Origin of the sequence: Ruminococcus flavefaciens ATCC 19208 (assembly GCF_000518765.1) — a bacterium.
Classification (GTDB): Bacteria; Bacillota; Clostridia; order Oscillospirales; family Ruminococcaceae; genus Ruminococcus; species Ruminococcus flavefaciens.
Genome location: NZ_JAEF01000006.1, coordinates 455192 through 478993, shown reverse-complemented (window position 1 = coordinate 478993; position 23802 = coordinate 455192). Strand labels below are relative to the sequence as shown.

The window sequence follows — 23802 nt, the reverse complement described above, 5'->3', positions numbered from 1 at the left end:
ATTATTATAGCATATTTAGTGATAAAATGTAAAGTAAGAATTTAATTGTATCAAATCAAAAAGGTTCTGTCTCCTATTGAAAAAAACGAAAATATATGGTAGAATTAATGTATTGACGCACCGGCGGTTCGGTGAATATATTTAGGGAGATATGAATATGTCAGAGTACAAATACAAGGCTTTTATAAGCTATCGTCATCTTGAGCCTGATATGCAGGCTGCCGAGAAGCTGCAAAAGCTTCTTGAAAACTATAAGCCGCCTAAGAAAATGGCTGAAAAGCATGAGAAATGGCGTATTTTCAGAGATGTATCGGAATTGCAGTCCAGCAGCGACCTTAGTGAGGATATAAAGAATGCTGTTGAGAATTCCGAGTACCTTATCGTTATCTGTTCGCCTGAGTACAATCAGTCTAAATGGTGTTTGCAGGAGATCACAAGATTTCGTGAATTACACGGAAATACAAATGAAAATATAATAACACTTCTTGTAAAAGGCCCTCCCAAAGAAGCCTTTCCCGCGCAGCTTACATATACCGAGGTCAAGAGTGTTGATGATAAAGGCAATGAAACAACCGTAAAAGTCGAAGTTGAGCCTCTTGCAGCTAATATTACAGCCGACAGTCTCAAGGAGTCCTTGAAAAAGCTCAATACCGAGTATCTGAGAATTGCTGCTCCGATGCTTGGTTGTGATTTCAATGATCTTTTTCAGCGTGAAAAGCGGCGTGAGGCAGCTCGAAGAAGACGTATATTCGGTGGAGTATCAGGAGTTCTTTCAGTCATAACTCTTATAAGCGTTATATCTGCACTTGCTATCAATAATAAGAATAAGCAGATACAGAAGCAAAACAATCAGATAAAGAGTCAGAACGAACAGATAGAAAAGAAAAACAATGACCTTCTTATTGAAAATTCAGAGCATCTTGCGGCTGAGTCCGAGAAGCTTTATAAGGATAGCAGCCTGATACCTGCAATTCAGAAGGCTTTGGAGGCAATGCCATCCGATGGAGAAGAAAAGCCTGTTATACCTGAGGCGGAATATGCATTATCACGTGAATTGGGAATGTTCAGGAGCGAACAGATAATACCTCAGCTTTCTCTTAAACATGATACAGCTATAGAGAAGATATCCTTTATGGGGCAGGGCAGTGGCATTGTGTCTCAGGATTCTACGGGAATTTACTTCTGGGATCCCGAAAGTGGAAAGCTTTTAAAGAAGATAACTGCATCTGACAGTGAATTCTCATCGGAGGAATATGGAAGTTCAAATAAACTTACTTCAATATTTGAGGTAAGTGACGATAAAACAGGCACATATTTCAAAAGCACAGGAGCTCCGGGAGATCTCAGCTATCGGGTAAGTCCTGTTTTAGGAGATGTATATACCAATTATGCACATGATATAAGTGATGATGAAGCAGGTACAGGAGGAGATGTGTATGTATATAATTCCAATTGTACATTATGGAAGCTTGATGGTGCAACAGGTGATATAATATGGCGTTCGGAGCCTTCTGATAGTGCATACAGCTATTATACTGTAAAAATCACCGGAGATTATGTAGTAAGATTCTATCTGAATAAAAATGCACTTCCGTCGGGTGATGTGTTTATGCCCGGAAATGACGTCTATATGGAGCTTATCGACCCAAAGACAGGAAAAGTTTCAGATACGATAAATATCAGCGGAGTTGAGAGCAGTGCATTGAATTTCTCTTTAAATATTGAATTTCAGACTATAGACGGAGATACGGTATATTTTTATAACAGTAAAAATGAAGAAATGGAAGCATATACCATAAAGGATCATAAGCTTTCTGAGAAGAGCAGGCTTCAGCTTCCTGAAAGTATAAATGGCAGTATAAGAACAGCAGAGCTGAATATTCTTGAAAACGATCCTGTGATAGTAACAAATGACATATTTGCACTACAGTGCAATGCGAATATCAAGCGCATGGACAGCGATATGAAGGAAGCTGTCTGGAGTACGGATATCCCTGTAAACTATATTAAGGGAAGTAAGGTATTCAGGTTTAATAAAGAAGAAACCAATGCTGAAATAGACGCTCTTAGCGTAGTTACAGAAAAGGCCATTTCAATACTTGATTATGAAAATGGAAAGCTTATAAAGACACTGACGCTTGACAGTAATATAATTGATGTTACTTTCAGCAGACGCGGACTTATAATGTTTACAGTCAGCAGCGGCGAAGAATATGTTATCAGTATAAACAGTTTTATCGGAGATTCAATCAGAAGCTCAGCATATCATATACAGAGCTTCAGTACAGCTGTGTCATTGTGCAGCTACAGCAGAGGTAAGTATGTTACCTCAGAAAGCTATTCAAATACAGCATATATCCAGTATATTGAGAAAAACAAGTTCTTCACAGCTATTGATGCAGGAGAAAAAATGCATAATTATTATATCTGTTCAGCCAGCGAAGACGGAAAATATGCCGTGGTCACAGCCATAGAATATCCGTCTGCGGAAAAGTATTCGGACTCCGATCTTGTAAAACATTGTTTTATTTACTGCTCAGATGATGGAAAATGTATTGATATAGCTGATCTGAAAGGATATACTATTTCAGGAGCTGAGTTTGTAGACGAAAATAAGATAATAGCTGCTGCATATAGAATGGGAGAGGATTACTCAACAGATAAGAAACTTGTTGTCATAGACATTCCAAGCGGAAAAGCTGCTGAGTTCAGCGGTGAATATGATTTCCAGATGAATGCTCTAAAAATGATAAAATCAGGAGACAGCGTTTATTATACTGTTAATAATGGCAAAGAGCTTTTACGCGCCAGTGCTGACGGAACAATATCTTTGTGGACAGGCGAAAAACAGATAAACATCATGTCAGACAGAGAGATATGCGGCGGTGTTGCAGCAGTTTCGGGTACTAAAGCTGTAGTATTTTATTCTGATAAGACGGATGAAAGCCGCGGCATAGAGGTATATGATTTTTCTGACGGAAAAAGAACAAAAATGGATTATGACCTGACAAGCGATGACGGACTCAACGCTAATAAGGTATTCTGGCAGAACAGTTCAACTGTAGGTGCATTTTTCAGTGACAGAACCGTCGTGCTTTTTGATGCTGCGTCTGGTGCGGTGAAAGCGAAAGTATCTCTTGATGGTACAAGTCAGGAGCCTATATCCGTAGCAGCTTTAGATGAAGAAAGATTTGCGGTATTATGTCGTGATTCAAAGCTTTATGAAATGAGTTCCGATGGTTTTACAGGAAGAAGTCTGAAGCTTGAATTCAGCAGTGATGATAACGATAATATTTCCGCAAGCAGCAGTGAGAATGCATCAATGCTTGATGTACAGCAGTATTCCGACTCTTCATGTATATACGTTACATGGAATGGAAACAAGGCGTGGCTGATCAATAAAGAAAAATTCAAAGTAAGATACAGCATTGACGATTTCGCGGCAGCTTCTTCACAGTCTGATAAGGTGTTCACAATGGATATCGGCAATGACAGGGCAGGATATATGCCTGTATACAGTTCTCAGCAGCTTATTGATACTGCAAGGGAGTATATTGAAAAGCTGTTCGGAAGCGGAAAGGGACTGACTGATGAAAAGTAAGACAAAAGTAAGAACATCGCGGTTTATTTTCATACTTGCATTAGTTTCATTCCTCATTGCTGCGGCTCAGGGCGTTCTTTACTACAAGAAATATGATGCATTTTTCAAATTTTTGCTTGTTATGCAGAACAGCATAAATGCTTTCGGATTTAAGGCATCTGTGTCTATTAAGGACGTTATAGCGTTTATGAACAATGAGCCTTCGCTTATCAATACAGTTGTCGGATATGCTTATTGTATCGCAGTATTTACAGCGCCATACTGTACCATATCATTTGTTTACAAGTTCCTTGAGCGTATACTCAGATTGATAATAGGTTTCCGAAGAGGAAAGAATTGTCAGCATATAATCATATTCGGATACAATGATGATGTAAAGGCTATGCTTCGAAACAATAAATCTGATCCCAAGGAAATATGTATCCATGTCATTACTACTGAGAAAATAGGTCAGGAAGAAGTATATGATCTTAATAAATCAGGATACGTAATACATAATATAGATGTTCTTAAGGCAAGCGCAGAAGAACTCCCCGCATTATTTTCCAAGACTCATCTGGAAGAGGCAAAGTATGTCATATTGTTTGAAGAGTCATCTATACGTAATTTTTCGCTGCTTCAGACATTCAGACTTTGTGAAAAAGACAGTGCCGATAAAATAAGACTTTGTGAAGGAGCTAAGGTATCGTGCAGATGTGAGGAAGAGGGAATAGGACGGCTTATTGCTGAGTATTACAACAGTGCGGCTGGAAAAGACGCATTTTATGACCTTGAACTCGTTAACTTCCCTGAGATGCAGATACATAAAATGTACAGTGATGTGCCTCTTCATAAGATATATGAGAAAACTGAAAATCCTCTTGATGAATGTACTGTTCACCTGCTTGTTGCAGGACTTGGACAATTGGGACAGCAGGCAGTGCTTCAGGCTATGAATCTTGGCATATTCAGTGATAAAAATAAAATAATAATAGATGTATTTGATACTGACATAAAAAGACAAAAGGCTGAATTTATAAATCAATTCAGTTCCGAAACCTTTGATATAAGCGATAATAGAATAAGTTTAAAAAGTGATGCAGCAGACGGCATACTTGAGATAAATTTCTATGCACTGAATGTCAAGTATCTTGATTTTTACAGTCTCCTCAAAGAGAAAATGACTGCCGTTCCTTATACATATGCAGTAATTACTCTTGAAAACATAGATTTTGCTGTAAACTGTGCAATGCAGCTTGAGGAGATATTCAGTGAGAGCGGCCATGAGATACCAATTCTTATGCGTATGGACTCAGACAGAAGACTTGCCGGGTTTATATCTTCTGAAAATACGGCAATGGCAAATGTTCAGATAATTGATGACAGAAGCTGTATAATAACTCTTGAAATGATAATCAATCGTGAGATAGACAAGATCGCTAAGGAGTACAATCATCTTTACAATAATATTTCTATCATCTCCTCTGATGAAGAAGGAAACTCTGATAATTCTGATACTGATCCGGAGGCGGAATGGAACAGGCTCAGACTGTTTAGGAGATCATCAAGTAAAGCTGCTGCATACCATGATGAAGTCAAGGAGTTTATAATTCCAAGGCTTGCAAAAGAAAAAGGGAAGGATTTGGACAAGAAACTTGATGAGATACTCGGTTCAGGGGGAAGTATAATGAAATATACAGGCTCTGCATGGAGAATGAATGGTTCGGAGCAGGAGGTTCTTGAAACACTGAAGAACGACAGCTTTGCTTATGCACTTGCTTCACTCGAGCACAGGAGATGGTGCAGCTATATGGCTTCCATAGGCTGGCGTGCAGGTGAGAGAAGTGACAAATTCAGAAGAAACCCCTGTCTTGTAACGCAACAGAAACTTATGGAAACTCAGCCTGAAATGTGTAAATACGATCTTATGTCACTTATGGAACGATACAAAAGAATTGCCAGAAGCTAACAACAAAAAAGCTCCCTTAAAGGGAGCTTTTGAATTATTCAAGAACAGGTAAAAATGCGAGAGCGCCAATATCATTTGCCTTCTTTTCAGCATCTGCGAATGTAAGCTCTTCAGTAGTTACGTATGAAAGACCGTTTTCACTGTTATATACTTCAACGCCATTTATTGCTGAACCGCTTGGAACTCTGAAATACCAGCGTGACTTGAAGTTGCGGACATCTTCAATAAATGAACTGTCGGCAGCAGATTCCCATGACTGAGAAAAGATGGTCTTATCATGCTTTACAGCTTCGATCACGTCACCTAAAACAGCACTTGCAGTAGGCAGCTTTCCTGCGCCTCTGCCGTAGAACATTGTCTGGTCGATACCGTCACCGTAAACGAGTACAGCATTGAAAACATCGTTAACGCCTGACATGATGCTGTCATAAGAAACAAGTGTAGGCATTACACACGGAAGAATTTTACCGTTATCAAGTTTTGTAACAGATGCAACAAGCTTTATAGCATAACCAAGAACATCGGAGGCTTCAACGTCACAGAGCTGTATATCAGTGATGCCCTTTGTGTAAACGCTCTTCGGATAAACGTGCTTTCCAAAAACAAGTGAAGAAATAATGCATATCTTACGGCAGGCATCATGACCCTCTATGTCAGCTGTCGGGTCTTTTTCAGCATAACCAAGCTCCTGAGCAAGCTTGAGAGCGTCTGCAAATGGCATATTCTCATTATACATCTTTGTAAGGATAAAGTTTGTAGTACCGTTAAGGATGCCTGCCACCTTTGTGATATCATTTGCTGCAAGACATCTGTGAAGAGGACGTATTATCGGTATAGCACCGCCGACACTTGCTTCAAAGAAGAAATTGCAGTTATGTTCTTTAGCAGTTTTGAGAAGTATATCTCCTTTTTCTGCAACAAGCTCCTTATTTGAAGTAGAAACGCTCTTACCCTTTTCGAGGCAAGCCTTTACAAAAGTGAATGCAGGCTCAACACCACCCATGCATTCAGCTACAGAAATTACTTCATCATCGTTTACAATATCATTGAAATCCTTTGTGAACTTGTCAACATAGGGAGAATCAGGAAAATCTCTGAGATCAAGTATATATTTTATATCCATTTCAGTTCCTGCGTGTTTTTCAATGCTCTTTTTGTTTTTATAGAAGAGCTCAACAACGCCTGAACCTACTACACCGTGACCTAAAACTGCGAATTTGACTGACATAAAAGAAAAACCTCCGTAAATTACTCAGCGGAGAGGATCTTGACCTCTAAAACACCGTCGAGTTCAGTTATTGAATTAAGTGAAGCGAGTTCCGAATCGGAGTCGCCTGTAAGCCTGAGTGAAATATTGACAGCAGCAGCACCATCTACAGGTATGCTTTGATTAACAGTGAGAATATTTGCATTCAGGTTATGAAGAAAAACAAGTGCGCTTGAAAGTACTCCCGGACTGTCACTGAGCAGCAGATAGATATTAACGATCTTTCTGTTGAAAAGCTCCTCGTATGAAAAAACGCTGTCCTTGTACTTATAATAAGCACTTCTTGAAATGCCGATACGCTTGCAGGCAGAAGCAAAGCTTTTTTCGCCTTTCTGAGCCATAAGCTTTTTTACTTCCAACACCTTTGTAAAAACCTCGGGAAGTATCTTTGCATCGGCAACTATAAGCTGTGATTTGGTATCCATAAGAAATCACCTTTTTAGTGTAATCTAAAAAAATAGTCCGTCAGTGGTGAACAATTGTACATTACTTAATTACTATACCATTTTTTTGATGATTTGTCAAGACTAAATAATTGACGTTAAAAATAAAAAAATTATGTATCTTGACAAAAAAATCCGCAGACTGAGCTGCGGATCGTTTATTGTTTATCAGTTTCATTAAGCAGTTTTTGCCTGTAGATGTATGCTGACTGCTCCTGTTTGTTTTCTCCGAAATGGTAGTAAACACGATCTTTGAGAGCATCGGGCAGATACTGCTGCTTAACATAATGATTAGGGAAGTCATGCGGATAAAGATAATGCTGACCGACCACCTTTGCACCTTTTCCGTCAAAGTGAACATTCTGCAAGTGACGTGGAAAATCAAGTGCATCACAGCTTTTTATGTCTTCTAAAGCTGCGTCAATTGCCATGCAGGCACTGTTTGATTTTGGAGCTGTAGCCATAAGTATGATAGCTTCTGCAATAGGAAGTTTAGCCTCGGGAAGTCCAAGCTGTAAAGCTGAGTCAACACAAGCTTTTACTATAGGAACAGCCATAGGATAGGCGAGTCCAACGTCCTCAGAGGCAATGCATAGCATACGTCTGCACAGAGAAATTATATCACCTGCCGCGATAAGACGTGCTGCATAATGGAGTGCAGCGTTTTCGTCAGAACCGCGTACAGATTTATGAAATGCAGAAAGGATATCATAATGCTGATCTCCGTCGCGGTCATACCGCATATTACTGCGCTGAGCAAGTATTTCGAGAGAGTCGTCAGTAACAGTGACTTTTCCGTCTGATGGCTCACCGCACACAACAGCAAGCTCTGCGGTATTCATAGCTTTACGGACATCACCGCCGCAGCTGTAAGCTATTTTAGTTATTATATCATCAGAAGCAATGATCTCATATCCGTTTTCCTCGGACATGATCTTGAAAGCTCGTTTTATAGCAGGTATCAGCTGTTCAGCAGTAACAGGCTTGAACTCAAATACAGTACTTCGGCTTATAACTGCATTGAAAATTGCAAAATAAGGATTTTCAGTTGTGGAAGCTATCAGCGTGATATCACCGTTTTCGATGTATTCGAGAAGACTCTGCTGCTGCTTTTTGTTAAGGTACTGTATCTCGTCAAGATAGAGGAGAATGCCATTCTCACTGCCAAATGTGCCGATATCTGCAACAACGTCCTTGATATCAGACAGTGAAGCATTAGTTCCGTTGAGCTTGTACAGCGACATACCGCAGTTTTCAGCGATTATACGTGCGACAGTGGTCTTTCCGACACCCGACGGACCGTAGAATATCATATTTGGAACTGTTCCGCTTTCAATTATGCGGCGCAGAGGCTTGCCCTCTGAAAGTATATGCTCCTGACCGACTACATCGGCAAGAGTTTTGGGACGTATTCTATCAGCTAATGGTGCGGACATAGCTTTTCTCCTCTCTACTATTTTATAGGTGCAGTGATCTCGATATGATTCCCCTCGGAATCTATGAATTCGGCAACCCAATTATTATTGATTTGAGTTAACGGAAAACATATTTCTTTATCCTTGAGCTTTTCTTTCAGACAATCAAGACTTTCAACACTAATACTCGGCAGACAATTGCTGCCGAAAATGTGAGGTTCACTTTTCTTTTCAAACGCAAACAATCCGAGTCTGAATCTGTTTACATCGAAAACAGAGTAAATCTCGTTTCTTTCTGTGACTTTCTCCTCAAAGAATTCTTCGTAAAACTTTATTGCTCTGTCCATGTCTTTAACACATAGATAGAGCGAATTAATATGAAATTCCATATTTTTTGCCTTATTAATTATGATCAATAACGTAAAAATACAGGGACGGACAGCCTGTCCGTCCCTTATTAGCTATTGATTACTTGTAAAGTGGGAACTTCTCACAGATAGCGTTTACTCCTGCACGGATCTCGTCAGCCTTGTTCTCGAAATCTGTAGCGCAGAGGTAGATGTACTCAGCGATCTTTTCCATTTCCTCAACACCGAGACCTCTTGTTGTAACAGCAGGTGTACCGATACGGATACCGCTTGTTACGAATGGCTTCTCGGGATCGTTGTGGATAGCGTTCTTGTTAACTGTGATATAAACCTCATCGAGTCTGTGCTCGAGTTCCTTGCCTGTGATGTTGAATGGACGGAGATCAACCAGCATGAGGTGATTGTCGGTACCGCCTGATACGAGGTTGAAGCCTCTCTTAAGGAGTCCGTCAGCAAGAGCCTTGGCGTTCTTTACTATTCTTTCCTGATAATCCTTGAACTCAGGCTTGAGAGCTTCACCGAAGCAAACAGCCTTAGCAGCGATAGTGTGCATAAGAGGACCACCCTGTGTACCAGGGAAGATAGCTGAATTGATCTTCTTAGCGAGTGCCTCGTCATTTGTGAGGATAAGTCCGCCTCTTGGTCCGCGGAGAGTCTTGTGAGTAGTGGTTGTTGTAATATGTGCATATGGAACAGGTGACTGGTGGCAGCCTGCTGCAACAAGACCTGCGATATGAGCCATATCTACCATAAGGAGTGCTCCAACTGAATCAGCGATCTCACGGAGTCTCTTGAAGTCTATAGCTCTTGGATAAGCACTTGCACCTGCAACGATGAGCTTTGGCTTGTGCTCATTTGCGAGAGCCTGTACTGTATCGTAGTTTATCATCTCTGTTTCATCGTCAAGACCGTATGAAACAAAGTTGAAGTATTTACCTGAAAGGTTAACAGGCGAACCGTGTGTAAGGTGACCGCCGTCAGCAAGGCTCATACCGAGAACAGTATCACCGGGCTGAAGAACTGCGAAGTATACAGCTGTGTTAGCCTGTGCACCTGAGTGAGGCTGAACGTTTGCAAACTTAGCACCGAAAAGCTTACAAGCTCTTTCGATAGCGATTGCCTCTACCTCGTCAACACACTGACATCCGCCGTAGTAACGCTTTCCGGGGTAACCTTCAGCGTACTTATTTGTAAGAACGCTTCCCATAGCAGCCATAACAGCAGGGGAAACGATATTTTCGCTTGCGATAAGCTCAAGATTTCTCTGCTGACGAGCAAGCTCTTTACCCATAGCCTCGCCTACAGCAGGATCGTAACCTGTAACGAAGCCGATTGAATCCATAAGATCGTTGTACATTATTAGCACTCCTTTAAATGATTAGTGAATTTGCGCAAATGCATTACTTTTTAATTATACATTATTTCTCAAAAAATTTCAATAGGAAACACAAAAAAATTGTTTTTAACAAAAATGCCCCGCAGATTGGGGCATAAATGTTTATTTTATATTGAGTGAATCGAAATCTATCACATTTTCCCAGTCAACAAAATCCGGATTGATAGAAGCTTCTGCATAGTATTTAAGAATAAGAGAAGCATCATGTGAGTCAAGCTGACCGTCCATATTCACATCGGCAAGCTTCATTGTTTTGTCCGAAACTGTCATATTCTGAGATGCAGCCATATTTGCGTATATGTTCAGCACCTTAGAGGCATCTGCTGAGTTTATGCTTCCGTCCTCGTTTACATCACCAAGGTCTCTGTAGCAGACTATATCGAAAGAGCATAATGCTTTCTGATCGCCGATAGGATATACAGATATAGTTGCCTTGTCACTTTTGTTGAATGCTTCAGACAAAGCAGAAGGCTTAGCAGTGCAGCTTTCTGAAATATTGATGGTGCTTTCCTCTGTTATATAATTTCCGTTTTTATCCTTCTGTGGAGTCTGTACTGAAAGCTTTATCGCAACATCAAGCCCTTTCAGTGAAACATTTCCCTTTGTTGAGAAATACCTGAATTTTGTCGGTGCTGATTTCAGCGTGATAACAGCTGTTTTTGAAAGAGCATGGACAGTGTAGTCAGCATCCGCGAAATCAGGCTTTATATCCCATGACGAGAAAGCCTGTTCCGTATTTACGTCTATGTGTTTATGCAGTGATTTTATATCAACAGCATCGTAATTGATAGGGTCGCCTTCCTCAACAGCAAGAGTAGTTATGAGATTACCGTCAAAATCAAGAAACTTGATATGATATGTCCTCAGGGTTGTCGGTTCTGTAGTTGGTTCAGCAGTTGCTGTCGTTGTACTTGCTGCCGTAGATGTAGAAGAAGCAGAAGCTGACACAGATTCTGCAGTAACATTTTTTTCTGTTTCCGATAAAACGTTCGGCTGTATTTTTGCAGCAGAAAAAGCAGCTATAGATGCACCTGATATCAAAATAGCCGCTACAGCGGCTGCCATAGTGTTTTTTATCATTTATAGTTTCACCTAACCATTTCCTACGCAGAATAATCTGCATCTTTCTGAAAGCCTTTCGCATACTCTCGCATAATGGTCAAGCTTTATCCTGCGGAGCATGAAATTGGCATATATAAATCTTTCTGTTTCCTCTTCAAAACCATATATTGCAAATAGGATTACTTCATCATCTTCAAGCGAGGCAGCTTGTTCTTCTGCCATTAACCGGTATTCATCAAAGCGTTCTTCTATGTCGTCAAGACGATAAAAGCCGTGATACACAAAATCAATATAAAGGTCTATATCCATAAAGAAACAGCCTCCAATTACTCAATCCTGCTTATTTTCGGAAGAGTCTTTTGCAGATGTTTTTCTTATCTTGTTTTTTTTCATTCTGAATGAAATAAAGCCTGTGATAACCGCAGTAACGATAAAAACAGCAGTCATTACAAAAATGATCAATCCTTTTGATACCTTTGAATTTTCAGACCCGTCTGCCGCATAAGCAATAAGGCATTCGGATAACATGATAGCAATAGTCAGTACGGCTGATATAATTGAGTTGATTATTTTTGCTGTTTTTTTCTGCATTTTACCAGCTCCTTCCCCGAAGTATTATAACATATTTTTCAGTAAATAGCAACAGAGATAAAGAAAAAATTGCTTAATATAGATTTATGATATTTATTATAAAAGATTTTTCAGGAAAATACTTGACAAACTTTATAAAGAGTGATATAATATATAACGTTGATTGCAACGAATGAAATCGTCTGGGTGTGGCGCAGTTGGTAGCGCGCTACCTTGGGGTGGTAGAGGCCGTGGGTTCAAGTCCCGTCACTCAGACCAGATGCGATCAGCATTACCCCAAAATTCCGATACTCAATAGAGTATCGGAATTTTTTTATATATGATTGACTATTTTATATACCTGTGTTATAATATTATATAATTAAACGGCTATAATGCCGCGTAAATAGGAGGAGTTTATGATAAATCGTGATCAGGCAGCACGTATACTAAAAGACTATGGGCAAGAACACATTCTCAAGTATTTTGATGAATTGAGCGACAATGAGAAACAGGAGCTTTTATCTCAGATAGAAATTATAGATTTCTCTGTCCTCGATAATCTTGATGCCGAAAAGAATAGCAACACAATCCGCGGTAAATTTGAACCTCTCGGTGCCGTGACTATTGACGACATTGCTTCAAACAGTGATGAATATATAAGTGTCGGTATTGAAGCAATAAAAAACGGAAAGGCAGCAGCCGTTCTTCTGGCAGGCGGTCAGGGAACAAGACTTGGTTTTGATAAGCCAAAGGGAATGTTCAATATAGGCGTTGAAAGAAAGTTATATATATTCCAGTGTCTTATCAATAATCTTATGGATGTTGTGAAGCTCGCAGGTGCATGGGTCCCTCTTTATATCATGACCAGCGAGAAAAACCATAATGATACTACGGATTTTTTCAAAGAAAATAATTATTTCGGATATGCTCCCGAGTATGTTCACTTCTTTATACAGGATATGGCTCCTTCTGTTGATTTTAACGGGAAGATACTCATGGAAGGCAAATCAAAGATATCTATTTCACCTAACGGCAACGGCGGCTGGTTCTCTTCACTTGTAAGAGCAGGACTTCTTGATGAGATCAAAGCTAATGGTGTTGAGTGGATCAATGTATTTGCCGTTGACAACGTGCTTCAGCGTATTGCAGATCCGGGATTTATTGGAGCTGTAATAAAGTCAGGCTTACAGTCCGGCAGCAAGGTTGTAAGCAAGGCTTCACCTGATGAGAAGGTGGGGGTTCTCTGCCTTGAGGACGGAATGCCTTCAATAGTTGAGTATTATGAAATGACAGAAGAAATGCGCACTCTGCTCGATGAAAAGGGAGAGCTTGCGTATAAATACGGTGTTATATTGAATTATCTCTTTAATGTCAAGAAGCTTGAAGAAATATGCGACAGAAAGATGCCTGTCCATGTTGTTGACAAAAAAATTCCGTATATGAGCGAAAACGGTGAGATCATCAAGCCAACTGAGCCAAACGGACATAAATTCGAGACCCTCGTTCTTGATATGGTACATATGCAGGACAGCTGTCTTGCTTATGAGGTAGTACGCGAAAAGGAATTTGCTCCCGTAAAGAATGCAACGGGTGTTGATTCTGTTGACTCTGCAAGAGAACTTTTAAAAGCTAACGGTGTTGAAATATAAAAATCAGCGACACTTTTGATTATTCTAAAGTGTCGCTTGCTATGTTTAATTATAAAACAGGTGGTTTATAGCACATGAAAAAATTGCTGAAATATCTTAAAAATTATAAGAAAGAGCTTATATTCGGTCCGTTTTTTAAACTGCTCGAAGCTATATTTGAGCTTATAGTTCCTGTGGTAATGGCTAAAATTATAGATAATGGTATAGGAAGAAACGACAGCTCCTATATATTTAAAATGAGCGGACTTATTGTTCTTCTTGGAGTCTGTGGACTTGCTTTTGCCCTTACTTGCCAGTATCTTGCAGCAAGATGTGCTTATGGCTTTGGCACGGAACTCAGAGCAGCACTTTATAAGCATATAAATTCATTATCCTACAGCAGCATAGATAAGATAGGAACAGCTTCGCTTGTAAACAGACTTACTAATGATACCAATACTGTACAGAACGGCGTGAATATGTTCATAAGACTTGCAGTCAGAGCCCCCTTTCTTGTTATAGGTGCAGCTGTAATGGCGGTGACAATCGATCTGAAGCTTTCTCTGATATTTTTTGTCGTTGCCCCGCTTATTTCACTTGTTATATTTTTCATTATGCGTAAAACTATACCTATGTATAAAAAAACGCAGAAATGCCTTGACCGTGCGTTTGTGCTGACACGTGAAAATCTCGAAGGAACAAGGGTTATCAGAGCTTTTTCGCGTCAGCAGGAAGAAATAGATGAATTTAAAGAAGCTGTCAATGATATTTCGGATTGTTCAATAGCTGTCGGAAAAATATCGGCCGTGCTTAATCCTGTTGCATTTATGGTCATGAATTTAGGCATAGTGGCTGTCATCTGGTTCGGCGGCGGAAGAATAAATGTTGGTAAGCTTACACAAGGCGAGCTTACAGCTTTTACGAACTATATGACACAGATACTTCTGGCACTTGTAGTTCTTGCGAATCTTATCGTTATTTTTACAAAGACTTTTGCTTCTGCAAATCGAATAAGTGAAGTATTTGCGCTTCCTTCTGAGGAAAAAGGTGAAATAACCGTAATTGACGACAACTCAGACAATATGATCGAATTCAGGGATGTATCCTTTGCCTATGAGACAGCAGGTGACTACTCACTGAAAAACATAAGCTTTTCTATTAAGCGGGGACAAATGCTTGGAATTATAGGCGGTACAGGCTGCGGAAAATCTACTCTTGCAAATCTTATCCCGTGCTTTTATAGGGCAACAGAGGGAACAGTTAATATTTCAGGCATTGATGTGACTAATACCGAACCCGATGAGCTAAGAAAACATATAGGAACTGTTCCACAGAAAGCAACGCTTTTTACAGGGACTATTCGTGAAAATATGAAATGGCGAAAAGCCGATGCTACCGACGATGAAATAATCGCCGCACTTAAAACAGCACAGGCTTGGGAGTTTGTCCAGCGCACTTCCGACGGACTTGATACTGTCATATCGCAAGGCGGCAAAAATCTTTCAGGCGGTCAGAAACAGCGTATCTCCATTGCCCGTGCATTGGTGGGAAGTCCTGATATCGTTATCCTTGACGACTCCACAAGCGCACTTGACTACAAGACTGATCTTGCTTTCAGAAAAGCTTTGTGCAGTGACCTGCCAAATGCAACAATTGTTATGATATCCCAGAGGACAACATCTCTTAAAGATGCGGATAAAATAATTGTTATGGAGGACGGTGAGGCTGTTGGTATAGGTACACATGATGAGCTTGTGAAAAACTGCGAGGTATACCATGAGATATACTGCTCTCAGATGAATCAGAAGGAGGGCGAGAAAGATGCTTAAAACGTTAAAACGAGTATTCCGCTACGTCCGTTCCTATATAATATACTTTGTACTAACAGTTCTTTTTGCTGCATTTGGAGTAGCACTTTCGCTTGCAGTACCTGTATTCATCGGTGAAGCGGTTGACTGCTGCGTAGGTAAAGGCAATGTTGACTTCAACAAACTACTTAAAATAATAACCGCTCTTGCTGCAATGGTAGTTTTAAGCACATTATTTCAGTGGCTTATGAGCCTTTGTACGAACAAGCTCGCGTTTTATACCGTGCGTGATCTCAGATCGGATATTTTCAATAAGCTTGAAAGAGTTCCTCTGAAGTATATCGACGGACATACAAAGGGAGAGCTTACCAGCCGTGTCATCAATGATATTGAAATTGTTTCAGATGGACTTTTACAAGGTTTTACTCAGTTTTTCAGCGGTATAATAACTATAATAGGAACGCTTATTTTTATGATGACTATAAATGTAAAAATAGCTATCGTAGTTGTCATACTTACTCCGTTATCATTCATTGCAGCCTCAAAGATAACAAAAGCTTCGCACAATTCATATATGAAACAGTCAAAGCTGCGCGGCGATATGGTCAGCCTTGCAGAGGAAATGGCAGGAAATCAGAAGATAGTAAAAGCTTTTGTGTATGATGAACGTGCTGAGAAAAGATTTGATGAGATAAACAAGGCTTACGGGAAAATTGGTGCAAAAGCAACATTTTTCAGCTCAATGACAAATCCTACCACTCGTTTCGTAAACGGACTCATTTATGCTGCGGTAGGACTTCTTGGCGCTCTCGGAGTGATCGGATACTGGGGCGTCTTCGGAAAAATGACTGTAGGAAAGCTATCAAGCTTCCTTGCGTATGCAAATCAGTATACAAAGCCTTTCAATGAGATATCAGGCGTTTTCGCGGAATTGCAGAACGCTGTAGCTTCAGCACAGAGAGTATTTGATGTGCTTGATGAGGAAGAAATAAGCAATGACAGCGATAAGGAAGTATTGTCATCTTGCGACGGTACGATAAAGTTTTCAGATGTGTTCTTCTCTTATTCTCCTGATATTAAGCTTATTGAGAATTTCAGCCTTGACGTTAAGGCAGGACAACGAATAGCTATCATTGGTCCTACGGGCTGTGGAAAATCAACTATAATCAATCTCTTGCTTCGTTTTTATGATATCAACAAAGGAAAGATTGAGATATCAGGAAAAAATATCTTTGATCTGACACGTGACAGCCTGCGACGCTGCTTTGGTATGGTTTTGCAGGAAACATGGGTATTTACGGGAACTGTTGCTGAAAATATAGCTTACGGTAAGCCCAATGCCACAAGAGAAGAGATAGAAAAGGCTGCAAGAGCGGTATATGCTCATGGTTTCATTAAGAGACTGCCCAACGGATACGATACAATTATAAGTGAGGACAGCGGACTTTCACAGGGACAGAAACAGCTTATATGTATTGCAAGAATAATGCTCATGGATCCGCCTATGCTTATCCTCGATGAAGCTACAAGCTCCATAGATCTTCGCACAGAACAGCGTATACAGAAGGCTTTTCAGAAGCTTATGGAGGGCAGGACAAGCTTTGTTATCGCGCACAGACTATCAACTATTAAGAATTCAGATGTAATTCTCGTTATGGATCGCGGAAATATCATAGAGCAGGGAAGTCATACCGAACTTATGGAAAAAGGCGGTTTTTACTCAGAATTGTACAATAGTCAGTTCGCATCGTAATATCTCAGAAGAGCCTCATATGAGGCTCTTTTTGTTTATGATAAAAAACTTTGTTTAATTCTTGACAAACTGTAATAAATGTTGTACAATTATAGTGTATTCTTATGTATTGAAAGGAATGATCTTCAATGGGTTTAACTTTAACTGAAAAGATCCTCAGAGCACACTTGGTTGACGGCGAGTACGTCAAAGGTCAGGAGATCGGTATCCGTATCGACCAGACCCTCACACAGGATGCAACAGGTACTATGGCATATCTTGAATTTGAAGCTATAGGCGTACCTCGTGTAAAGACCGAGCGTTCAGTGGCTTACATAGATCATAACACTCTCCAGAACGGTTTTGAAAATGCTGATGACCACAGATTTATCGGAAGTGTTGCAAAGAAGCATGGTATTTATTTTTCACGTCCCGGTAATGGTATCTGTCATCAGGTACACCTTGAGCGTTTTGGTATCCCTGGAAAGACTCTTATCGGTTCTGACAGCCATACTCCTACAGGCGGCGGTATCGGTATGATCGCTATCGGAGCAGGCGGACTTGATGTTGCTGTTGCTATGGGCGGCGGTGCGTATTATATCACTTGTCCTAAGGTAGTAAAGGTTGAGCTTACAGGAAAGCTCCGTCCGTGGGTAGCTGCTAAGGACGTTATTCTTGAAGTTCTCAGAAGAATGTCTGTTAAGGGCGGCGTAGGTAAGGTGATTGAGTACTGCGGCGATGGTGTAAAGACTCTTTCCGTTCCAGAGAGAGCTACAATAACAAACATGGGTGCAGAGCTTGGCGCAACAACTTCTATATTCCCGTCAGATGAGATAACGAAGCAGTTCCTCAAGGCTCAGAAGCGCGAAGAAGTATGGACTCCTCTTGCTGCTGATCTTGATGCTATATATGATGAAGAGTTAAAGATAGACTTGAGTCAGCTTGTTCCTCTTGCTGCCTGTCCTCATTCTCCTGACAACGTAAAGAGCGTTGAAGAGATAGGCAGACTCAAGATAGATCAGGTATGTATCGGTTCATGTACAAACTCTTCTCTCCTTGATATGCTCAAGGTAGCTCATATACTCAAAGGAAAGACAGTTAACCCTGATGTATCACTTGCAATTGCTCCGGGTTCAAAGCAGGTACTAAATATGCTTGCTCAGAACGGCGCACTTTCGATACTCATTGATGCAGGCGCAAGAATACTTGAAAGTGCTTGCGGTCCATGTATCGGTATGGGACAGTCTCCTAACTCAAAGGGTATCTCTCTGAGAACCTTCAACAGAAACTTTGAGGGACGCTCAGGTACTAAGGACGGACAGATATATCTTGTATCTCCCGAAATGGCTGCTGTATCCGCACTTACAGGCTATCTCACAGATCCGAGAGAGCTTGGCGATATGCCTGATTTCAAGCTTCCTGAAGAGTTTGTTATAAACGATAATATGGTAGTACCTCCTGCATCTGTGGAGGAAATGGACAGCATCGAGATACTTCGCGGACCAAACATCAAACCTTATCCTGAGACATCACCTCTCCTTGAGACAATTGATGCTCCTGTATCACTCAAGGTCGGCGACAACATCACAACTGACCACATTATGCCTGCCGGTGCGAAGATACTTCCTCTTCGTTCAAATATCCCGAAGATCTCACAGCACTGCTTCGCTGTATGTGATGAGAGCTTCCCTGAGAGAGCTAAATCCCTCGGAAAGAGTATAATCGTTGGCGGTTCAAACTACGGACAGGGTTCATCAAGAGAGCATGCCGCACTCGCTCCTCTCTATCTTGGCGTAAAGGCTGTTCTTGTAAAGTCGTTTGCGAGAATTCATCGTGCTAACCTTATCAATGCGGGTATCCTTCCTCTTACGTTTGTAAATGAGGCTGATTATGACAATATCGCTCAGGGCGATGAGCTTGTACTTGCAGATGTACGAAAGGCTGTAGAGGAAGGCAATACAGAGCTTACAGTTCTCAATAAGACAAACGGCAAGTCTATACCTGTACTCTGCGAGCTTTCGGGACGTACAAAGGATATCATGCTTGCGGGTGGACTTCTCGATTTCACAAGAGAATCCATGAAGTAATAAAATGAAAATATCAGAAATTTTTAAAGATATATTATCTGATGTGAATACAAAGAACCAGAGGACGGAGGAGGCGCGGAGAGATCGTGGCGTTTACTGGATGACTCCGCGGGATCAGGTTGGAAATTATTTCAGTAGCTTTATGGTGCTCCTGCTTCCACAGTTTCTGGGATTTGTGCTCGGACTTGCTGTAACAAAGATGCTTGGGTTCAGCGGTGCTGCCTATTTGGCAATAGGCGGTATCGGTGCTTTGGCAGTAGGTACATATAAGAGCGTATCCTTTGACAGGATATCACTGGTGCCTGCAATAGTAAGAAATATTATTCTTATGCTTCTTTTCTGTGGTGCATTCGCTCTGATGATGTTTTTAGGCAGTCAATCAGACAGCAAATAACTCCTGATATTATTGTTTAGTGAATATTTGAAATGAGGGTGTACAATGCATTTATCTGAAGTACTTTGCAATGACCTTATGGATGCTGCAAGAAGAATAGTGATACCAACTACCAAAAAAGGCTGGATGATCTTTATCATTTGTATTGTTGCGTACATGGCTTCTTATTTGGGTGTCGGTGTAATAAAAAAAGATATATCGGAAAAGTCAAGAAGTACAGTGGCTCTTGTGATTACAGTTGTAGCGGTTATAATAGGCTTGATCGCTTTTGATTAATTGATTGTAATGGAGGTATAAACCAATGGCAAAGATAAATATGAAAACGCCGCTGGTCGAAATGGACGGCGACGAGATGACCAGAATACTCTGGCAGTGGATCAAGGAAACTCTTCTTGAACCATATGTAGAGCTCAATACTGAATACTATGACCTTGGGCTCAAGCACAGAGAAGAGACTAAGGATCAGGTAACTATTGACTCTGCTGAGGCTACTAAGAAGTATGGAGTTGCTGTAAAGTGCGCAACTATCACACCTAACGCAGCAAGAATGCCGGAGTACAACCTTACTCAGATGTGGAAATCACCTAACGGTACTATCCGTGCTGCTCTTGACGGAACTGTTTTCCGTACACCTATTATAGTTAAGGGTATCGAGCCTTATATTCCTACATGGACAAAACCTATCACTATTGCTCGTCACGCTTACGGTGATGTATACAAGAATACAGAAATGCGCGTAAGCAAGGGCTGCAAGGCTGAGCTTGTTGTAACAGACGAGAATGGTAATGAAACTCGTGAGCTTATCCACGATTTTAAGAAGTGTGACGGTATCATTCAGGGACTTCACAATCTTGATGACTCTATCGCAGGCTTTGCAAGAGCTTGTCTTAACTACGGTCTTGATCTCAAACAGGACGTATGGTTTGCTTCAAAGGATACTATTTCAAAGAAGTATGACCACCGTTTCAAGGATATCTTCCAGGAGATATTCAATAAGGAATACAAGGAGAAGTACGAAGCTGCAGGCATCGAGTATTTTTATACTCTTATTGATGACGCTGTTGCAAGAGTTATCCGTTCAAACGGAGGCTATATCTGGGCTTGCAAGAACTACGACGGTGATGTCATGTCTGACATGGTATCTACAGCTTACGGCAGCCTTGCAATGATGACATCTGTACTCGTTTCTCCTGACGGTATATATGAGTATGAGGCTGCACATGGTACTGTACAGCGCCATTATTACAAGTATCTCAAGGGCGAGGAAACTTCTACTAACTCTGTTGCAACTATTTTTGCATGGAGCGGTGCTCTCCGCAAGAGAGGTGAGCTGGACAATACTCCTGAGCTCTGCGATTTCGCTGATAAGCTTGAAAAGGCTACTATCCAGACAATTGAAGATGGAGTTATGACAGGTGATCTTTACCTTATTTCTAAGCTTGACAACAAGAAAAAGGTCGATTCAAAGACTTTCCTTGATGAAATAAAGATAAGACTCGACAAATTAATGTGAATAGAGAGAAGGCATATCACGATGTCAAAAAACTCAATATCAAACTCTGTTATAAGAAGGCTTCCGAGATACTACAGATTTCTTGGAGAGCTTGAAAACAACGGATATGTCCGCATATCTTCAAGGGAACTGTCTGAGAAAATGGGGCTTACAGCTTCTCAGATAAGACAGCATTTCAACTGCTTCGGCGAATTCGGTCAGCAGGGATACGGCTATAATGTCAGTGATCTGCGTATTGAGATAGGTAAGATACTTGGACTGGACAAGCAGACACCTATGATACTTCTTGGCGCGGGAAATCTCGGTAAGGCTATTGCTACACATATTGATTTCCACAACAAGGGATTTGACCTGATCGGCGCCTTTGATATCAATCCTGATCTTATCGGAAAAGATCTTGGCGAACTCAAAGTCAGGGGGATAGATGAGATAGGAACATTCTGTGCTGAGAACAAGCCTGTTGCTGCTATTCTCTGCGTTCCTATGTCTGCAGCAGAAAAGCTTGCCGATACTCTTATAGAGTGTGGAATAAAAGCTTTCTGGAACTTTACCCACTATGACCTTAAAGTTACACATAAAGGTGTGGCTGTTGAGAATGTTCATCTGGGAGACAGCTTGACTACGTTATCATATTGCCTGAATAATCTTGGTGAAAAAGGTAAAATATGATCATATACAGCAGATACTAAAGTATCTGCTGTTTTTATTGTAAAGAATGTGAAAAAAATATCAAAGATTCTGAGCTGATATATAGCAAACAGAATTGTTGCATGCCTGAAAAGAATTGCTTTTAGTAAGCATTGCATAAAAGGAATAATAAGATTTTAAGCAATTGTATAAATCTGAAAAGAAAACCGGTAGTATAAATACCTTACTTATACAGGCATAGAATGCTTATTTATCAATGATAATAAGACAAATGCAACAAAAATTACACACTTTGTTCTTAATTATGTATAGCAAATAAAAGTGTAATATAAAAACTAATATATCAGATCTTTTTGTACTCCAAAAATAGGCGTAATCGTTTGTTAATTAGATATCAATATCTGAATAGCGATATTCTTAAACTGAATTTGAATTTATTGAAATATACTGGTATACTAATAATGTGTGATAATGTAATAAGGGGATAGATGTCGATTGACGACAGTTCCTCTTAAAATGTTTAGGAGTGGATATTAAATGGATTATCGTATCGAACATGATTCAATGGGCGAAGTGAAAGTTCCCGCTGATAAGTATTGGGGAGCTCAGACTGAACGAAGTCACGAAAATTTCCTTATTGGTGTTGGTATAGAAACAATGCCGAGGGAAATAACTCATGCTTTCGGCATACTTAAAAAGGCTGCCGCGATAGCTAATCATTCAGTCAGACCTGAAAGAATGACCGATGAAAAGCTTTCCGCTATTTCAAAGGCTTGTGATGAAGTTATCAGTGGTTCTCTCAATGATCATTTCCCTTTAGTTGTATGGCAGACTGGCAGCGGTACACAATCCAACATGAACGCAAACGAGGTAATCGCTAATCGAGGCAACGAAATTGCAGGCTCTAAACTTCTCCACCCTAATGATGATATCAATATGAGCCAGTCGTCAAACGATACATTCCCGACAGCTATGCATATTGCTGCTGTTCTTGCTCTTGAAGACAAGGTCATTCCTGCCGTTGATACACTTATTGAAAGCTTCAAACGCCTTGAAATTGAGAATGAAGGTATAGTCAAAAGCGGAAGAACTCACCTTCAGGACGCAACTCCCATAAAATTCTCGCAGGAGATTAGCGGCTGGAGAGCATCATTGGAAAAAGACCGTAAGATGATACTTTCTGCCTGTGAAGAGCTTAAAGAGCTTGCTGTAGGCGGTACAGCCGTTGGTACAGGTCTCAACGCGCCTAAGGGGTTTGCTGAAAAGGCTGCAGAAGCGCTCAGTGAGCTTACAGGAAAAAAATTTGTATCTTCATCAAATAAATTCCATTCACTTACTTCTAAGGATGAGATTGTATTTGCACACGGTGCTCTTAAAGCATTGGCAGCAGATATGATGAAGATTGCTAATGATGTAAGATGGCTTGCTTCAGGTCCGCGTGACGGTCTCGGAGAGATATTTATACCAGAGAATGAACCAGGGTCTTCTATTATGCCCGGTAAGGTAAATCCTACTCAGTGCGAACAGGTAACTATGGTAGCTGTTCAGGTAATGGGAAATGATGTTGCAGTGGGTATGGCTGCTTCACAGGGCAATTTTGAGCTCAATGTGTTTATGCCTGTTTGTGCATATAATTTCCTACAGTCAGCAAGATTGCTTGCCGAGTCCATAACATCATTCAATAAAAACTGTGCAGTCGGAATAAAGGCTAACAAAGAGAAAATGCACCATAATCTTTACAATTCTCTTATGCTTGTTACAGCACTTAACCCTTATATAGGATATGAAAATGCCGCAAAAACAGCCAAAAAGGCTTTCAAGGATAATATTTCCCTTAAAGAAGCCTGTGTTGAACTTGGATTCCTTACAGCTGAAAGGTTTGACGAGGTATTCCATCCGGAGGAAATGGTCTGATATTA

19 protein-coding genes and 1 tRNA gene are annotated in these 23802 nt (G+C 40.5%); 12 read left to right on the top strand and 8 right to left on the bottom strand.

Going from position 1 to position 23802, the window contains the following annotated elements:
- Positions 1 to 157: 157 nt before the first annotated feature.
- Positions 158 to 3601, top strand: a complete 3444-nt coding sequence (locus L870_RS0102155) for a TIR domain-containing protein (RefSeq protein WP_028516733.1) — start codon at positions 158 to 160, stop codon at positions 3599 to 3601.
- Positions 3591 to 5549 (top strand): hypothetical protein, encoded by a 1959-nt coding sequence (locus tag L870_RS0102150; RefSeq protein WP_028516732.1) that lies wholly within the window; start codon positions 3591 to 3593, stop codon positions 5547 to 5549. The genes L870_RS0102155 and L870_RS0102150 overlap by 11 nt, the downstream gene beginning before the upstream one ends.
- A 34-nt stretch (positions 5550 to 5583) precedes the next feature.
- Here the strand turns inward: L870_RS0102150 and L870_RS0102145 are convergent, their stop codons facing one another.
- The 8 genes from L870_RS0102145 to L870_RS0102105 all read right to left on the bottom strand — a co-directional run bounded on the left by L870_RS0102145 (position 5584) and on the right by L870_RS0102105 (position 12091).
- Positions 5584 to 6777, bottom strand: coding sequence for a homoserine dehydrogenase (locus L870_RS0102145; RefSeq protein WP_028516731.1), 1194 nt, complete (start codon positions 6775 to 6777; stop codon positions 5584 to 5586).
- A gap of 20 nt (positions 6778 to 6797) precedes the next feature.
- A complete protein-coding gene (locus L870_RS0102140) occupies positions 6798 to 7241 on the bottom strand; it encodes an ACT domain-containing protein (RefSeq protein ID WP_028516730.1) in 444 nt (147 codons plus the stop codon).
- Between the two features lie 176 nt (positions 7242 to 7417).
- Positions 7418 to 8695: a replication-associated recombination protein A gene (locus L870_RS0102130; protein WP_028516729.1), complete on the bottom strand. Its 1278-nt coding sequence runs from the start codon at positions 8693 to 8695 to the stop codon at positions 7418 to 7420.
- Positions 8696 to 8712: 17 nt separating this feature from the next.
- Complete coding sequence (locus L870_RS0102125) at positions 8713 to 9063, bottom strand: VOC family protein (protein ID WP_028516728.1); 351 nt, start codon at positions 9061 to 9063, stop codon at positions 8713 to 8715.
- A 79-nt stretch (positions 9064 to 9142) separates the two neighbouring features.
- A complete protein-coding gene (gene glyA, locus L870_RS0102120) occupies positions 9143 to 10399 on the bottom strand; it encodes a serine hydroxymethyltransferase (RefSeq protein WP_028516727.1) in 1257 nt (418 codons plus the stop codon).
- A 141-nt stretch (positions 10400 to 10540) separates the two neighbouring features.
- Entirely contained in the window at positions 10541 to 11518 is a 978-nt protein-coding gene (locus L870_RS0102115; RefSeq protein ID WP_028516726.1) for a dockerin type I domain-containing protein, read from the bottom strand.
- A gap of 12 nt (positions 11519 to 11530) precedes the next feature.
- A complete protein-coding gene (locus L870_RS0102110) occupies positions 11531 to 11809 on the bottom strand; it encodes a hypothetical protein (protein ID WP_028516725.1) in 279 nt (92 codons plus the stop codon).
- A gap of 21 nt (positions 11810 to 11830) precedes the next feature.
- Positions 11831 to 12091 (bottom strand): hypothetical protein, encoded by a 261-nt coding sequence (locus tag L870_RS0102105; RefSeq protein WP_028516724.1) that lies wholly within the window; start codon positions 12089 to 12091, stop codon positions 11831 to 11833.
- 182 nt (positions 12092 to 12273) lie between these two features.
- On the opposite strand from L870_RS0102105, the gene L870_RS0102100 reads away from it, so the two are divergent.
- From L870_RS0102100 to fumC, 10 genes are all read left to right on the top strand, one after another.
- Positions 12274 to 12349, top strand: a tRNA-Pro gene (locus L870_RS0102100).
- 140 nt (positions 12350 to 12489) lie between these two features.
- Positions 12490 to 13722, top strand: coding sequence for a UTP--glucose-1-phosphate uridylyltransferase (locus tag L870_RS0102095; protein ID WP_207637704.1), 1233 nt, complete (start codon positions 12490 to 12492; stop codon positions 13720 to 13722).
- A 74-nt stretch (positions 13723 to 13796) separates the two neighbouring features.
- Complete coding sequence (locus L870_RS0102090; protein WP_028516722.1) at positions 13797 to 15530, top strand: ABC transporter ATP-binding protein; 1734 nt, start codon at positions 13797 to 13799, stop codon at positions 15528 to 15530.
- Positions 15523 to 17262: an ABC transporter ATP-binding protein gene (locus L870_RS0102085; RefSeq protein WP_028516721.1), complete on the top strand. Its 1740-nt coding sequence runs from the start codon at positions 15523 to 15525 to the stop codon at positions 17260 to 17262. Before L870_RS0102090 ends, L870_RS0102085 begins: the two co-directional genes overlap by 8 nt.
- A 128-nt stretch (positions 17263 to 17390) precedes the next feature.
- On the top strand, positions 17391 to 19328 hold the full coding sequence (locus L870_RS0102080; RefSeq protein WP_028516720.1) for an aconitate hydratase: 1938 nt from the start codon (positions 17391 to 17393) through the stop codon (positions 19326 to 19328).
- A 4-nt stretch (positions 19329 to 19332) separates the two neighbouring features.
- Positions 19333 to 19722 carry a hypothetical protein gene (locus L870_RS0102075; protein WP_155250126.1) on the top strand — a complete coding sequence of 130 codons (390 nt, stop codon included), beginning with the start codon at positions 19333 to 19335 and terminating at the stop codon, positions 19720 to 19722.
- Between the two features lie 45 nt (positions 19723 to 19767).
- Positions 19768 to 19998, top strand: coding sequence for a hypothetical protein (locus L870_RS0102070; RefSeq protein ID WP_028516718.1), 231 nt, complete (start codon positions 19768 to 19770; stop codon positions 19996 to 19998).
- Positions 19999 to 20023: 25 nt separating this feature from the next.
- Entirely contained in the window at positions 20024 to 21235 is a 1212-nt protein-coding gene (locus L870_RS0102065; RefSeq protein ID WP_028516717.1) for an NADP-dependent isocitrate dehydrogenase, read from the top strand.
- A gap of 21 nt (positions 21236 to 21256) precedes the next feature.
- Positions 21257 to 21904 carry a redox-sensing transcriptional repressor Rex gene (locus L870_RS0102060; protein ID WP_028516716.1) on the top strand — a complete coding sequence of 216 codons (648 nt, stop codon included), beginning with the start codon at positions 21257 to 21259 and terminating at the stop codon, positions 21902 to 21904.
- Positions 21905 to 22420: 516 nt separating this feature from the next.
- Positions 22421 to 23797, top strand: coding sequence for a class II fumarate hydratase (gene fumC / locus L870_RS0102055; protein WP_028516715.1), 1377 nt, complete (start codon positions 22421 to 22423; stop codon positions 23795 to 23797).
- Positions 23798 to 23802: the final 5 nt, after the last annotated feature.